The sequence below is a fragment of the Kitasatospora sp. NPDC101108 genome, from assembly GCF_055584725.1.
Window position 1 is genome coordinate 1 of the sequence record NZ_JBVJLM010000037.1, and the last position, 13,308, is coordinate 13,308.

Below are 13,308 nucleotides of genomic sequence, written 5' to 3' on the forward strand. Positions count from 1 at the left end.
CGTCCCGGCACAGCGCCGTGAAGCAGGAACCCACCGAGACGGTCAGACGACCGTGGCAGGAATCCCGGTCCTTTAGGGCCGGGAGGACGTCAATGGCCGCAGATGAAGGACGCGCTGGGGCCGGGGAGGAGGGCGACCGCGGTGGGGTCAGGCAGCTTCGGCCTGCTCCATTGCGGCTGCACTCGGCTGTGCGAGCCAGACCAGCCGTGCGGTGATCCCCGGTCGCCCGGCGAAATGGCGCAAGGCCCGATCGGGAGACGTGAGGGTCATTCGCGCCTGCCCGTCGATGCTGATCACGTGCGCTCGCCGGCTGCGGTCGGCGACCCCCCAAGCCGCGACCCACCCGTCGACGTCCGGGAGGCCCTCGCCCCAAACCTGGACGACGGCGAACAGGCGGGGTGCGGTGTCGAGCACGAGCCCGCACAGCTCCTGGTCGAAGGTCGGGCCGGTCGGCAGCCGAGGCGTGACCGGACGGGGGCTTTGCGGCGGCGCAGCAGCCATGGATTCTCCTACGTGAATGGGGATCGGACGCGGCGCTGCCACCATCACGGGCAGCGGAACAGCTCGCCCGGGCTGGTGTCAGATCAGCGAGGCCAGGACACCGCGTGGCCAGTGGCCGAGCCAGAACGCGGCGGTGGACGATTGGGGCTGGTCCTCGGTGGAGCCGTCGTGGGGCAGCAGTTCGGTGGGGGCGATGTAGCCCTCGCCGGGGTCGATCCGCAGCCGGAAGACGCGCAGGGGCAGCCCGAGGGCGGCGTAGGCTCGCAGGTCGTCGGTGTGCGGATAGCGGTCCTCGGGGTCGGCGTGGAGATCGCGGCAGACCGCGCGGATGTCGAGGCCACCGAGCAGGAGGTAGCGGGTTCCGGGACCGAGGTTGAAGCACAGGCGTCGGCGACCGGTGTGCTTGGCCTGGTAGCGGAGCCTGTCCCAGTTGTCGATGTGCAGGCCGATGCGGCGGCCGTCCTGGTCATTGGGAGTGGTGGTGAGGGCCTTGGCCGGGCTTCTGGCCTGGCCGAGGTGGACGGCGTCGGGGTCGCCGAGTTGGTCGGCGAGGGTGGCAAGGGCGGCCGGCGGCGGGCCGTCGGGCAGCTTCACCAGTTCTACGAGCGTGCTGTCGGCGCTCCGCCTGGTCGGGCGGAGTTCTGCTGCCAGCACGGCGGTGAGGGGCTGCCAGGGGCCGGCCGGGAGAACGGCCCCGTCCTCGTAGTCGGGCTCGCCGCGAGCGATGCGGACGCCGGTGCTGTCGCACCTGGCGATGAGGGCGGCGGGATCGGTGTGGGCGATGGCGAGAGTCACGCGGATTCCTCCCAGGCTGGGTTTACCGGTCGTCGAGGGTGTCGGCGAAGGTCACGTCCAGCTCGGCGACCAGGGCTTCGGCGAGTTCGGCCTGCTGGGTGCGGTCGATGAGGACCTTGCCGAGGTTGGCGACGCCCCGCAGCGTGGTGAGGTCGTTGCCCCGCAGGTCGAGGCCCCGGTACTTGCCCCGGCCGAACTCGGTCAGCCGCAGGATGCAGGCGTCGAGGACCGCGCCGCCGAGGTCGCAACCAGTGAACGACGCCTCGGTGAGCGCGCACTTGGAGAAGACGACCGCGCCGATGGCGCGGATCTGCTCAAAGGTCGCGTAGTTGAGCTTGCAGTTGTCGAAGAGGACGTTGTCCAGGGACACGCCGATGAGCGCGGCACCCATGATCTTGCAGTTACGGAAGACGACCCGGGAGAGCTTGCTGTCGTGTGTCCAGGCGGCCGTTCTCGAAGTAGCGATTGCCGGCCTGGGCCCCTCGGCAGAAGTCGAAGAGGTCACAGGTGGCCTCGCACGCGTCCAGGCCGGTCAGGAACTCGTGCACGTAGCGAAGGCGGTGCGCACCATCGAGCATCGAGCCGATGCTCCGCTCCAGGACGTTCCCGGCCCGGAAGTCCTCGTAGGCCGGGTCGGTGATCCCAGCGAGTTCGGGCGAAAGCAGGACGACGTCGCCGTTGGAGGCGATGGTCGGGATCGGGTCGATCAATACCCGGTCCCAGGTGGTTCGACGTCCGGCGCGGACATCCCGCAGATAGCCGCCGAGCCGGTCGATCTCGCGGATGGTCAGGTCGCGGTTGCGGCGTGACCAGGCGATGGTGCGGCGCCAGAACGCGCGGGCCTGCTCGGCGGTGGGAACCGCCCGGTTGGTGTTGGCGCCTTCCCTTTCCTCCATGTTCAGACCCACCGTGTGGCAACCGAGGTCGGCCATGAAGTCGAGCAGACCCTCGGGATCGCCGATGCTCTCGGCGGTGACGACCGCGATCGCCGAGAACCGTACGCCGTACTCGCGCAGGCACCCGATGCCCTTCATGATCCGGTCGAAGGCCGGACGTCCGGTCCGGTCCACGCGCCGACGGTTGAGGGCGGAAGGGCCGTCGAGGCTCACCCCGACGCGGAACCCGTACGTGGTGAGGAAGTCGCACCAGGCCCGTGTGATCAGTACGGCGTTGGTCTGCACCGAGTGCTCGACCAACCCAGCCTGCCGCAACGGCTCGAACGGGGCCAGCAGCTCCGCGAGTCGCGTGCGGCCGACGGCCAGCGGCTCGCCGGCGTGCCAGACCACCTCGACCGGCTCCGGTGACGCGATATCGGCGAAATCGGCGACGGAGCGGGCCACCGCCTCGGCGATCGCGACCGACATCGGTGCCCGCCGCTTGCGGTCGGGCAGGTAGCAGTAGGTGCAGTCCAGATTGCAGAAAGAGTCAGCCTGGACAACGACCGTCCTCGGACGACGGGCGATGCGGCGCCGATACCGGGCCGGGGAGTGCATCGTGCTGCTCCTCCAAGGGCGGAGACTGGGCCAGCGCAGGGCCGTTCACGGGGCGGGATCCTGCGCCGGGGCCGCCCGGGGCGGGCGGCGTGCAATCAGTGAACGACAGTCACAGGTCGTACGGTGAGGCCCATGCACGGCATGTGACAACACGACTACGTTGACCTCATGCTGGCCAACGTCCCGCTTCGCCTCCGGATGTCCGAACGCCGCATGACCAAGGCCGAGTTGGCGCGCGAAGTGAACATCGAGATCAGGACCCTCACGGGGAAGCTCGGCTCCGTGTCAGAGCGCACGGTGCACAACTGGCTGACCGGCGCGACCCGGTGGCCGCCGGTGAAGATCCGCCTCGCACTCAGGGCAGTATTCGCATGTACGCCCCAAGACCTGGGCTTCGTCCCGACCGGGCGGGCCCGCACCACACCGGAGGACGACGTGAGGCGACGCGACTTCATAGCGGCGGCCGGAGGCGCGGCCGTGACCGTGCTCACGAGCCCCCCTGCCGTGGCATCGAGTGGCCGGATCGGCGTCGGTGACGTGCGGAGACTACAGGCCCGCTTCGCCGAGGTCATCGCCAGCGACCACCGCCACGGCGGTCGGCTCAGCATCGAGACCAGGGCAACCGCGCTCGCCGAGGAAGCCCTCGACCTGCAGAAGAACGGCGCCGCGACCCAGCGGGTCCGGGCCCAGCTGTACGCGTGCGCGGCATCGTTCATGTCCTCGGCGATGTGGGCCGCGATCGACGGCCGTCGCTTCGACGCCGCCCTCGAACACCACCAGAAGGCAGCCACCCTCGCGGCGATGTCCGGCGACTCCGGCATCCAGTTCCGCATCTGGTCCCACGCGGGGAGCCTGTACCGACACCTCGGCCAGGCAGGCGACGCGCTCGCCGCCAATGAGGTCGCCCGCAGCCTACCGATCGCCCGACGCGACCCGCTGTTCGCTTCCCTCGGACATGCCCGCCACGCGGCGATCCACGGCCTGACCGGGGACTCCAACGCCGTCCGCCGGTCCATCGGGCACGCACAGGACGCCCTCAGCCGAGCCGACCTCGATGTCTCCCGACCAGTGTGGATCACCGCCTTCTACGACCAGTCCGAACTCGACTCCCTCGCCCTCGCCGCTCACCTCGCGGCCGGGAACTGGGAGGACGCGGAAGCACACGCGCACCGCAGCATCGCCCAGCGGCGCGACACCATGCAGAGGTCCCGAGCGATCACCACCGTCCGGCTCGCCCGCGCCCAGCTCGGGCAGGGCGATCTGGAGCCCGCGGTCGCCACCGCCATGTCCGTCCCGGCCGAGGACTCCGCGCACCCCCGCGTCACCCGGATGCTGGCCGCCTTCGGCACCTCGCTGCACAAGCTGGCCGGCGGCAGTGGCCCGGACCGTACCTGGACGGCATACGCCCACAACACCTGGAGGACCACCGCGTGATCGTCGAACTCCGTCACCACACCACCCTGCCCTCCGAGGCCCGGCAGGATCTGCTGGACGTGTACGCCGATGTGCGGGCCCCCCTGCTGCACCTGCCGAACTACCGCGTCGACGTGTTCGCCGGACGCCTCGACCGGCATGCCACCGAGCCCGGCTTCGAGCTCGTCCTCGGCTACGACGGCGAGGTGCCGGTCGGCTACGCCTACGGCAACACGATCGAGGCGGGCGACCGTTACTGGAAGCGCATGACCGAGCCCCTTCCGGACGGCTACACCGAGGCCCCGGCCCTGGCCATCAAGGAAATCGGCGTCCGGACCCGCTGGCGCGGCACGGGTACCGCCCGCCGGATCCACGACGAGCTGCTGCGCCGCCGCGTTGAGGGCCGCGTCACCCTTCTGGTCAACCCGCTTGCCGGGGATGGCAAGGTCCAGCGGCTCTACGAGACCTGGGGCTACCAGGCGTTCAACGCTCAACAGCCCTCTCCGGAGTCGCCCCGGCTGACCGCGATGATCCGCCCGATCCACTGAGCCTGCGGCGGCGCCTGGTAGCGCACACCGATGTTGCGTTGACGTGATGTGGGTTCCTCGAAACTCGCTGACCCGCTTCATCGACGCCAATACTGCCTTCCCACCCATCCTGGCCGCTCTGGAGGAGCAGACGTGACACAGCAGGCTGCGGAGGAACGCCCGGGCATTGCCGCCGCGATCGTGGTCCACGAAGGCCGCGTCTTGATGGTCCGGCGACGGGTCAGCGAGGGCCAGCTCTCCTGGCAGTTCCCGGCCGGTGAGATCGAGGCTGGCGAGTCGCCCGAGGAGGCGGCCGTCCGCGAGACCGCAGAGGAGACCGGACTGGGCGTGGCCGCCGTCAAGTTGTTGGGCGAGCGGGTGCATGCGAAGACTGGTCGGCTGATGTCGTATACGGCATGCGGGGTCGTCAGTGGTACCGCCGAGGTGGTGGACACCGACGAGCTGGACTCTCTCGGATGGGTGGCTCTCGCTGAGATTCCCGAGTACGTGCCGTACGGGCTCTTCGAGCCGGTGCAGGCGTACCTGGACATTGCGCTCACTGCCTGACCGAGGCGGAGGCTCTTCGGGCGGCCACCCAGTGGGTGGCCGCCCGAAGAGCTATCGCACACCGGCGTCGCCATGAAGCTGCACCGACGTCTGGCTCACCGATGCGACCGTCGGCGATATGGCGCTCGGTGCGATGTTGAGCTGGCCGACGCCTCGGCTGAGGCTCTGCTGGGCCAGGAGGGTCTCCAGGTAGTCCGCGTGCGGGCCTTCCAACCCTTCGGCGCCGACGCGGTCCACGGCGACGATCTGCTCAAGTTCCGCTGTGCGGCCGTTCGCTGCCTCGGACTGGGTGAGGGCCTCGAACTGCTGGAGCAGAATCTCCGCAGGGAGTGGCGGCGCCTGGTAGTGCACCCCGATGTTGCCGTGCTCGCCGCGCGTGACCCTCCATAGCGTCAGGTCCTCGGGTGTCACGTGCGCACCGATCTCCTCGGCGAGTTCCTTGCAGGCCTGGTGGCGCAGCTCGTTCTCGTCCAGCGGCCGGCCTGCGGCCGGCGGTTCCACGTTGCCGCCCGGAATCTGCCAACGGCCCGGGGCTGCGGTCGTGGCGGACATGCGTCCTACGATCAGGGCGCCGTCGTCGGTCGGCTGCGAGACGGTCACGAACATGGACGAAACCGTGGGCGCGTCCGGCACTCGGCGCAGCGCGAACCATCGGTAGGTGACGGGGGACCAGGGCAGCACGAGAGTCTGGCCATCCTGCTCGACACCCGTGCACACCACCGCCGGACCGTCGAAGAGGTCGGGGTTGGCCTGCATCGCGGCCCTCCACACCCGGTCCATGGCGAGCTGGTGCTCCTGGGTGAGCTGCGGGGCGGCCGTTTCGACCAAGCGCAGCGTGCTGACCTGAAGCACTTGGACGGGACTCGGGAGATGGGTTGAGCTCGTCATGGCGGGGACTCCTTCTACGTTCCTGGCACGAGCGGGGGCTTCCTCCTGTTCAACGGTGCAGGGGCTGCGTGGGATGTTGGGCGTCGGCCGCGCGCCGTGTGTCGCACGGCCAACCTGTAGTCCGCGCGGCCGGTGTGGCTACCGGGCTGCGCGGGCGGAGTCAGCACCGAGAGGCAGAAGTTCTGGCCGGGCAGCACGCGGTCGGGCCTGGGGCGGGCACCCGCCGGGAGGCGGGTGGGGGGTGGATGGTGGGGAACGGTGGTAGAGCTGCTCAACGAGGCAAATGATGCGCGGGTGTCCACCACGGTTGCCGAAACGCCGCTGCCCGGGACTCGCGAGGAGTCCCGGGCAGCGGCGTTCGTCGTACGGGGTCAGGCCTGCTTGGGCTTGCGGGCGACGGCCACCGCGAGGGCGGCGCAGAGGAGGGCCGCGACGGTGGCGAAGCCGCTGACGGCGGGGAGGAGGCCGTAGCTCTTGACCAGGGCGCCGACGGCGACGATGGGGAGGGAGCTGCCGAGGTAGACGATGATCCACAGGGAGCTCATCTCGGAGCCCCGGCGTTCCGGGTTCATCGCGGCGACGGCGGTGGTGAAGAGGGAGCGGAACGCCACGCCCTGGCAGGCGCCGCCGAGGACGCTGCCGATGAAGAGCAGGGCCGGGGTGCCGGTGTAGCCGGCGGCGACGACCAGGGCGAGGCCGGTGGCCAGGCCGGTCATGCCGAGGGCGATGACCAGACGGTCGGAGGTCGGGGGCACGATCAGCTGGGCGGCGGCCGAGGAGCCGAGCAGCAGGGCGGCCACGATCGCGCCGACGAGGTGGGAGGGGGTGTGCAGCAGCTTGGCGGCGAAGGCCGGGGCCAGGCTGAGGTAGACGCCGAAGACCGCGTAGGAGATGAAGCCGGCCGAGGCGGCGAGCAGGAACTCGCGGCGGCCGGTGCGCGGCAGCCGCAGACGCTGGGGGCGCAGGTGGGCCGGGGTGGTGATGCGCGGTGGGGACGCCGGCGGGCGGTTGCGGCCGGGCATCCGGGGGTGGACGACGGCCAGCGGCACGCAGAGCGCCAGCAGGGCGATGGCGTGCAGCAGGAAGGGCGTCAGCAGCGGGTCGGAGCCGCCGGACAGCAGGGCGCCGACGACCGGGCCGAGGGCGACGCCGCCCGCCGAGCAGGCCAGGGTGAGCTTGGCGGCCAGCGTCGGGTGGTCGGGCAGCAGGTCGCCGAGGGCGGCCCCGGCGGCGCCGGTGGACAGGCCGACGGCGATGCCCTGGACGGCGCGGCCGACCGCCAGCTGCCAGAAACTGCCGGAGGTGGCGAACACGACGTCGCCGGCGGCGGCCAGGGCGACGGCGGGCAGGATCAGGGCGCGCCGCCCGAGGTGGTCGGACCAGTGGCCGACGATGGCCAGCACCGGGACCAGCGCGAACACGTAGATCGTGAAGAGGATCGTGGTGTCGAGCGGGCCGAGTCCGAGGCGCTGCTGGAGGAGCGGGTAGATCGGCGTCGCCAGGTTGGCACCGATCAGCATGAACAGCAGGGCGGCGGCGACCAGGCCGACGCGGACTCCGCGCATCGCGTTCCAGCGGCTGATCGCGGCGAGCTGGAGCTGGGCGCGCGGCGCGAGCTCCAGGGGGAGCAGGGCCTCCGACAGTCGGCGTCCGTCGAACTGCGCGGTGCGCAGGCCGGAGCCGGCGGGGGAGAGGTCCGCCATGTGAGGGGTCTCCTGTGGCAGGGCACCACCGGGTCGGCGGGGTGTGCCGGTGCGCCCGTCCTGAGGCGCTGTGGTGTGGCCGCGGTGCGGGGCTCCCTGGTGGAGCGGATGAGCTGAGGGTTCGGGCTTCGTTGCCCGGTGGGACTGCGCGGGGTGTGCGCAGACACCATTGCGAAGGATAAAGGGTGGGCGCACGGAAGCGGCGCGCGCCCCTGTGCGCGCTCCCTGCGGCCGGGCATCGGGGGTGCCCGGCCTATACGCTGAGGTGGTAGATCGGGTACGCGGAGCTGTTCGAGCTGACCGCTGGCTGAGGGAGAGCGCACAACGATGGCCGGACGACGTCGGAAGAACGGTGGGGCTTCGGCGGGGGAGGGTGCGGCCGAGGCGGTCCTGCCCGCGGACCTGGAGCTGCAGGACCTGTACGGGGCGTTCGCCGCGCACGGCCTGGACGACGAGGACCTGGACGACGCGGCGGTCCTGGTGCCGCCGGTGAAGCTGCCCGCCGAGCAGGAGCTGGCCGAGCAGGCGAAGGCCGTCCCGATGTTCGGCTACGCGCTGGCGCTGGCCCGCTGGGCGTCCCCGCACCGGACGGTGGACGAGTTCGGCGACCTGGTCGAGGAGGACCGGGCGCCCGCCGCCCGCCTCCTGGGGCTGGCCCCCGCCGAGGGCGAGGTGCCCGAGGAGGCCGAGGTCGAGGCGCTGCGGGCCTGGTCGCTGGCCTGTGACCTGGACCTGGTGGAGCTGGGCACGACCGAGGACGGCGAGCACGTCGCAGTGCCCGGGCCGGACCTGGAGCCCGCCGAGCAGGGGGATCCGGACACCGTCCTGGAGCTGTGGCTGACCGCCGCCGGGATCGTCCGGGAGCTGGCGGTGGAGGCGGACTCGCTGCCGGAGGAGGACGAGGAGGGCGGGGAGCCCGCTCCCGCGGACGGCGGCGAGGAGGACGAGGACGGCCTGAACGAGGTCGAGGAGGCCCGGGACGCCGCCGCCGAGCTGCTCGACGAGGCGCTGCAGGTGCTGTACGAGACCACCGCCTTCGCCGACCCGGGCAACGAGACCGTCCCGCTCGGCGTGCTGGCCGCGCTGCTGGTGGTGCCGGAGGGCGAGGAGCCGAGCGAGGAGCTGCTGGGCGACATCACGGACGTGATGGTCGCCCTGGACCCGATGCTGGGCGACCTCGCCGAGCTGGGCCTGCTGGACTACCGCCCGATCGACCCGGAGCTGTTCGACGAGGAGGAGGGCGAGGAGCCTGTCGTCGGCGAGGCGCCGCTGGACGAGGAGGAGTCGGCCCGCTTCGGGCTGGTCCGGCTCACCCCGCTCGGCCAGTACGGCATCCGCCAGTGGCTGCTGGAGGACGGCTACGACGCGCCGCTGGTCGGCGAGCTGGCCCAGGGGGACGCGGCCGAGCTGCTGCGCGGGGTGTGCGAGTCGGCCAACGTGCTGCCGGAGGAGGAGCTGCGGGTCTGGGTGGAGGGCCGGGAGCCGGTGCCGGCGGCGCGCGAGCTGCTGGCGGCGGCGCGCGGTGACGACGCGTACGGGCCGCTGCGCCGGATGCTGTGCGTCTCGGCGCTGAACCTGCTGGGGGCGGAGGCCGAGCCCGCCGTCCGGGAGGTGCTGGACGACCCGGAGCTGGGCGGTTCGGCCCGGGCCTGGCTGTCCGCGCTGGGCGCCACGGACGTGCCGGCGCCGGAGCGGTCGATGGCGCTGTGGACGGTGGTCGACACCTTCGCCGCCCAGCTGCTGGACAGCGGCGGTGACGCCGCGCTGCTGCGTGAGCTGATCACCGACCTGCCGGTGAAGGGCGATCCGGCCGCGTGGTTCGGTGAGCTGTGGCGGGTCGACCACCCGTACACGGCGGACGTCCTGGAGGCGATCGGGGAGCTGCACACGGACCGGGCGTTGGCCAAGGAGGCGCGCAAGGCGGCCTTCAAGGCGCGCTCCAAGGGCTGAGCCCGTCGGGGCCTGGGCCGGGGGGCCCCTACGGGAGGTCCAGCGAGCCGTCCTCGGTGAAGGGGAAGAACGGGTTGTGGGCCAGCTCCCACAGGTGCCCGTCCGGGTCCTCGAAGTAGCCCGAGTAGCCGCCCCAGCTGGTCGGGACCGGCGGCTTGACCACCACGGCGCCGGCCTCGACGGCCGTCCGCAGCGCGGCGTCCACCAGCGCGGGGGACTCCAGGTTCACCGCGAGGGTGACGCCGCGGAAGGACGGTTCGCCGGTGGCGGGCACGCCCGCGTCGGCGGCCAGCTCCTCGCTGGGGAAGAGGCCGAGCACCGAGTCGGCGGTGCGGAACCAGACGATCTCCGGGCTGGAGGCGGAGGAGCGCTTCCAGCCGAGGTCCTCGTAGAAGCGGGCGCTGCGGTCGAGGTCGGAGACGCCGAGGGTGACGATGCTGATCCGGGCGGGGAAGGCGGTCTGGGCTGCGCTGTTCTGTGCTGTCATGCCGCCAGCGTAGGGAGGGCGGCTGACAACCGGCCCCACTGACACGGCCACCGACCCCGTCCGGCAGTCGAGCTGATGACCCGGCAGCTGCGGCCACGTAAGGTGGCGTCAGCGGTGCGGGCGCGAGTACTCGGGGGTGCGGCAGAGGATGGTGCGGGAGAACGGCGGAAGGCCCCAGGAACCCCGGGAGTGGAACGCCGGGCGGTCGGGGCCGGACCGGCCGGGCGGGCAGGATCGTTTCGCCGACCAGGAGGAGTTCTCCCGCCGGACCCTCGCCGCGGTGGACTTCCCGGTGTACGGCGTGGCCTGGCCGGCGGGCCGCGGGCAGGCGCTGGCGGCCTTCGAGACCTGCGGCGGCGAGCTGCGCTGGGTCGAGGTGCAGGTCGGTGACTGGACCACCGCGGCCGGGCCGTACGTGACCGTGCGCACCTACCGGCCCGGGGCCGACGGCTGCGAGGTGCTGCCCGAGCTGGAGGACGTGGTCGAGGACGAACGCGACCGGGTCTACGAGCAGTTGGGCATCGACGAGGGCGACGGCCCGGGCCGGGTGCGGGCGCTGCGCGAGTGGATCACCGTGGACGGCGAGTCCTGCGCGGTGGAGGTGCACGAGGACCGGCCGGTGGCGTCCGGCGGCGGGCCGGCCGGGCAGGTCTGGGCCGGGCGGCTGCGGGTCGGCGGGCAGGCCGTCACGGTGTGCGGGCGCGGCCTGCCGCCCGGCTGCGTGGAGCTCGGCGGGATCGGGGACTTCGAGTGCTACCTGCGCGGGCGCACCGAGCTGCTGCGCGACCTCGCCTCCCGGCGGGCCCGGTACGTGCCGGTCGAGGAGCGCGAACTGCCGCCCGCCGCCGGGCTGGAGGCGCACCGGGAGCTGATCGCCCAGAGCATCGCGGAGGCCGCCGCGATCGAGGCGCAGGTGCGGGTCGGGCGTACGCCGAGGCTGCCGCGCGGGCTGCGCGGGGACGTCTGCGCCGTGCGCTGGGAGGCGGCGGTGCGCCAGCAGATGCGGCTCGCCACGGAGACCCGGGAGGAGGCCGCGGCGGCCGTGACCTCGATGGTCAACCACCTCAACCGGCTGTCCCAGCAGACGCATTGGCTGGTCGGCACGCCGGAGGGGGAGGCGGCGGTCGAGGAGGTCGTCCGGTACACGGTGTTCGCCAGCGAGGTGGCGAGCCTGCCGGCCCAGCGGGCCTGGGAGCAGCTGTGGCGGCAGCGGCCGGGCGGCGGCGGGGAGGCGGCCTGGGAGGAGCAGCGGCTGGTGGAGGAGCTGTGGCTGTCGGCCTGGGAGCAGTGGCGGGCCGGGCGCGGCTGACCGGCGGCTGCCCTACTCGTCCGCGGGCAGCCGCAGTTGCAGCATCGCCAGCAGCCGCTGCTGCGGCTGGGCGAGGTCGATGCCGGTCAACTGCTCGGCGCGGCGCACCCGGTAGCGCAGGGTGTTGGGGTGGATGTGCAGGGCGTCGGCGGCGACCCGGACCTCGCCGAGGGCGTCCAGCCAGGCGAGCACCGACTCGGCCAGCCGGGTGCCGTGCCGGCGGTCGTACTCGGTGAGCGCGGTGAGCCGCGGGTCGCGCAGGCCGCCGCGCTCCTGGAGCAGCGCCAGCATCTCGCTGACCAGCACCTCGGCCTGGACGTCGATCAGCGCCGCGACGTCCAGGTCGACCCCGCCGCGGCCCATCGCGTCCAGGATCCGGTCGGCCTGGGCGCGGGAGTCCGGCACCTGGGAGAGGCCGTCGACGGTCGAGCCGATCGCGGCGCGCAGCGGCACGCCGAGGTGCTCCCGGGCGGCGGTGACCACCTCGTCGGCCCAGCCGCGGACGGTGGTCATCGGCAGGCCCGGGGGGAGTTCGGGCAGCAGCACGTAGACCCGGGACTCGATCGGGGCGAGCAGCGCGGTGCGGTGCCGGGCGGCGGTGTGCACCGAGATCAGGCCGGTGACGTCGGAGCGGTGCAGTGCCTCGGTGGTGTGGGCGCTGTACGCCAGCACGGTGGCGGGGCGGCGCAGGTCCAGGCCGAGGTGGGTGGCCAGCGACTGGGGGCCGGTGGAACCCTCCAGCAGGCCGGTCAGCAGGGTCTGGGTGAGCCGGACGTCGGCGGACAACTCCCGGCGGCGGCGCACCAGTTGGGCGGCGGCCACCCGGGCCGCGCCGACCAGGGCCTGTTCGGCCAGCGGGGCCAGCGGCTGGGCGCCCTCCTGCACCCAGATGGTGCCGAGCGGCTGCGCCCCGGCCCGGATGCCGACCGCGAGGCGGCGGCGCAGGCCGAGTTCGGGGTGCGGCTCGACCGCGATCGGGGCGTCCGAGCTGCGCAGGTGCTGGAAGATGCCCCACTCGCGGAGCTTGGAGAGGTACGGCTCCGGGCCCTGCCAGCCGAGGATGGACAGCCGGCGCAGGTCGTCGACCTCGTCGGAGTCGGAGGAGCGGGAGTAGGCGAGCACCCGGCTGGAGGTGTCCTCGATCGAGACGATGCCGTTGGTGAGCACGGCGACGGTCTGGGCGAGGGAGAAGAGGTCACCGGCGTTGGGTTCGGGGGCGCCGGGGGAGTCCGGGGCGTCCGGGCCGGCGATGATCGCCCGGGCGAGTGAGTCGAGGTGCTCCCAGCGGGTCTCGCGGCGCACCGAGAGCAGGGCGACGCCCGCGTCGGTGGCGGCCTCGCGCAGGGCGTCGGCCTGGCCGGGGGCGTCCAGCTTGACCGCCACGGCGGCGGCGCCGGCCCGGCCGGCCGCGCGCAGGGCGGGGAGGGCGGCGCGGCCGCGAGCGCCGATCGCGAGGACGAGTTCGCCGGGGGCTGCGGTGGGCTGGTCCTCCGGGTCGAGGATCGCGACGTCGCGCACGGGGACGTCCAACCCCAGTGGGGCGGCCTGGAGTTCGACGAGGGGCTCGCCCAGGGACATCAGCAGTTGCCGGAGCGGAAGGCCGGGGGTGGTCACTCCGGGCCTCCTTCATCCGCTCGGACAACGGTGTGTGGTTGATTTTAGCCGGGCGGACAGA

Annotated in this window: 13 protein-coding genes and 1 pseudogene; 6 read left to right on the top strand and 8 right to left on the bottom strand. The window is 72.7% G+C overall.

Features of this window, described 5'->3' with window-relative positions; all coding sequences use genetic code 11:
- Positions 1–147 precede the first annotated feature (147 nt).
- From ACZ6Z8_RS37640 to amcB, 4 genes are all read right to left on the bottom strand, one after another.
- Positions 148–501: a hypothetical protein gene (locus ACZ6Z8_RS37640; RefSeq protein ID WP_465614469.1), complete on the bottom strand. Its 354-nt coding sequence runs from the start codon at positions 499–501 to the stop codon at positions 148–150.
- Between the two features lie 78 nt (positions 502–579).
- On the bottom strand, positions 580–1,296 hold the full coding sequence (locus ACZ6Z8_RS37645; RefSeq protein ID WP_465614470.1) for a hypothetical protein: 717 nt from the start codon (positions 1,294–1,296) through the stop codon (positions 580–582).
- Between the two features lie 22 nt (positions 1,297–1,318).
- Positions 1,319–1,687, bottom strand: coding sequence for a pentapeptide repeat-containing protein (locus ACZ6Z8_RS37650; protein ID WP_465614471.1), 369 nt, complete (start codon positions 1,685–1,687; stop codon positions 1,319–1,321).
- 10 nt (positions 1,688–1,697) lie between these two features.
- Positions 1,698–2,789 (bottom strand): cyclophane-forming radical SAM peptide maturase AmcB, encoded by a 1,092-nt coding sequence (gene amcB, locus ACZ6Z8_RS37655; protein WP_465614472.1) that lies wholly within the window; start codon positions 2,787–2,789, stop codon positions 1,698–1,700.
- Between the two features lie 168 nt (positions 2,790–2,957).
- On the opposite strand from amcB, the gene ACZ6Z8_RS37660 reads away from it, so the two are divergent.
- The 4 genes and pseudogenes from ACZ6Z8_RS37660 to ACZ6Z8_RS37675 all read left to right on the top strand — a co-directional run bounded on the left by ACZ6Z8_RS37660 (position 2,958) and on the right by ACZ6Z8_RS37675 (position 5,296).
- Entirely contained in the window at positions 2,958–4,223 is a 1,266-nt protein-coding gene (locus ACZ6Z8_RS37660) for a helix-turn-helix domain-containing protein (protein WP_465614473.1), read from the top strand.
- A complete protein-coding gene (locus tag ACZ6Z8_RS37665; protein ID WP_465614474.1) occupies positions 4,220–4,750 on the top strand; it encodes a GNAT family N-acetyltransferase in 531 nt (176 codons plus the stop codon). Before ACZ6Z8_RS37660 ends, ACZ6Z8_RS37665 begins: the two co-directional genes overlap by 4 nt.
- A 37-nt stretch (positions 4,751–4,787) precedes the next feature.
- A pseudogene (locus ACZ6Z8_RS37670) lies at positions 4,788–4,886 on the top strand (NUDIX hydrolase); the annotation flags it as partial.
- Complete coding sequence (locus ACZ6Z8_RS37675; RefSeq protein ID WP_465614475.1) at positions 4,883–5,296, top strand: NUDIX hydrolase; 414 nt, start codon at positions 4,883–4,885, stop codon at positions 5,294–5,296. The pseudogene ACZ6Z8_RS37670 and the gene ACZ6Z8_RS37675, both read left to right, overlap by 4 nt.
- A 51-nt stretch (positions 5,297–5,347) precedes the next feature.
- On the opposite strand, the gene ACZ6Z8_RS37680 is transcribed toward ACZ6Z8_RS37675, so the two are convergent.
- Together ACZ6Z8_RS37680 and ACZ6Z8_RS37685 are read right to left on the bottom strand one after the other, a co-directional pair.
- A complete protein-coding gene (locus tag ACZ6Z8_RS37680; protein WP_465614476.1) occupies positions 5,348–6,184 on the bottom strand; it encodes an NUDIX domain-containing protein in 837 nt (278 codons plus the stop codon).
- A gap of 371 nt (positions 6,185–6,555) precedes the next feature.
- Positions 6,556–7,887 carry an MFS transporter gene (locus tag ACZ6Z8_RS37685; RefSeq protein ID WP_465614477.1) on the bottom strand — a complete coding sequence of 444 codons (1,332 nt, stop codon included), beginning with the start codon at positions 7,885–7,887 and terminating at the stop codon, positions 6,556–6,558.
- 327 nt (positions 7,888–8,214) lie between these two features.
- Between ACZ6Z8_RS37685 and ACZ6Z8_RS37690 the strand changes: the two genes are divergently transcribed.
- Entirely contained in the window at positions 8,215–9,837 is a 1,623-nt protein-coding gene (locus ACZ6Z8_RS37690; RefSeq protein WP_465614478.1) for a hypothetical protein, read from the top strand.
- Between the two features lie 28 nt (positions 9,838–9,865).
- Here the strand turns inward: ACZ6Z8_RS37690 and ACZ6Z8_RS37695 are convergent, their stop codons facing one another.
- Entirely contained in the window at positions 9,866–10,324 is a 459-nt protein-coding gene (locus ACZ6Z8_RS37695) for a VOC family protein (protein ID WP_465614479.1), read from the bottom strand.
- A gap of 148 nt (positions 10,325–10,472) precedes the next feature.
- Here ACZ6Z8_RS37695 and ACZ6Z8_RS37700 point away from each other — a divergent pair, with 148 nt between their 5' ends.
- Positions 10,473–11,633 (top strand): hypothetical protein, encoded by a 1,161-nt coding sequence (locus ACZ6Z8_RS37700; RefSeq protein ID WP_465614480.1) that lies wholly within the window; start codon positions 10,473–10,475, stop codon positions 11,631–11,633.
- Positions 11,634–11,645: 12 nt separating this feature from the next.
- Here the strand turns inward: ACZ6Z8_RS37700 and ACZ6Z8_RS37705 are convergent, their stop codons facing one another.
- A complete protein-coding gene (locus ACZ6Z8_RS37705) occupies positions 11,646–13,247 on the bottom strand; it encodes a PucR family transcriptional regulator (RefSeq protein WP_465614481.1) in 1,602 nt (533 codons plus the stop codon).
- Positions 13,248–13,308: the final 61 nt, after the last annotated feature.

What these genes read in the sequence shown, in the direction of transcription:
- ACZ6Z8_RS37640 (WP_465614469.1), bottom strand. Translation starts at nt 501, where the DNA reads ATGGCTGCTGCGCCGCCGCAAAGCCCCCGTCCGGTCACGCCTCGGCTG.
- ACZ6Z8_RS37650 (WP_465614471.1), bottom strand. Translation starts at nt 1,687, where the DNA reads ATGGGTGCCGCGCTCATCGGCGTGTCCCTGGACAACGTCCTCTTCGAC.
- amcB (WP_465614472.1), bottom strand. Translation starts at nt 2,789, where the DNA reads ATGCACTCCCCGGCCCGGTATCGGCGCCGCATCGCCCGTCGTCCGAGG.
- ACZ6Z8_RS37660 (WP_465614473.1), top strand. Translation starts at nt 2,958, where the DNA reads ATGCTGGCCAACGTCCCGCTTCGCCTCCGGATGTCCGAACGCCGCATG.
- ACZ6Z8_RS37680 (WP_465614476.1), bottom strand. Translation starts at nt 6,184, where the DNA reads ATGACGAGCTCAACCCATCTCCCGAGTCCCGTCCAAGTGCTTCAGGTC.
- ACZ6Z8_RS37685 (WP_465614477.1), bottom strand. Translation starts at nt 7,887, where the DNA reads ATGGCGGACCTCTCCCCCGCCGGCTCCGGCCTGCGCACCGCGCAGTTC.
- ACZ6Z8_RS37690 (WP_465614478.1), top strand. Translation starts at nt 8,215, where the DNA reads ATGGCCGGACGACGTCGGAAGAACGGTGGGGCTTCGGCGGGGGAGGGT.
- ACZ6Z8_RS37695 (WP_465614479.1), bottom strand. Translation starts at nt 10,324, where the DNA reads ATGACAGCACAGAACAGCGCAGCCCAGACCGCCTTCCCCGCCCGGATC.
- ACZ6Z8_RS37700 (WP_465614480.1), top strand. Translation starts at nt 10,473, where the DNA reads ATGGTGCGGGAGAACGGCGGAAGGCCCCAGGAACCCCGGGAGTGGAAC.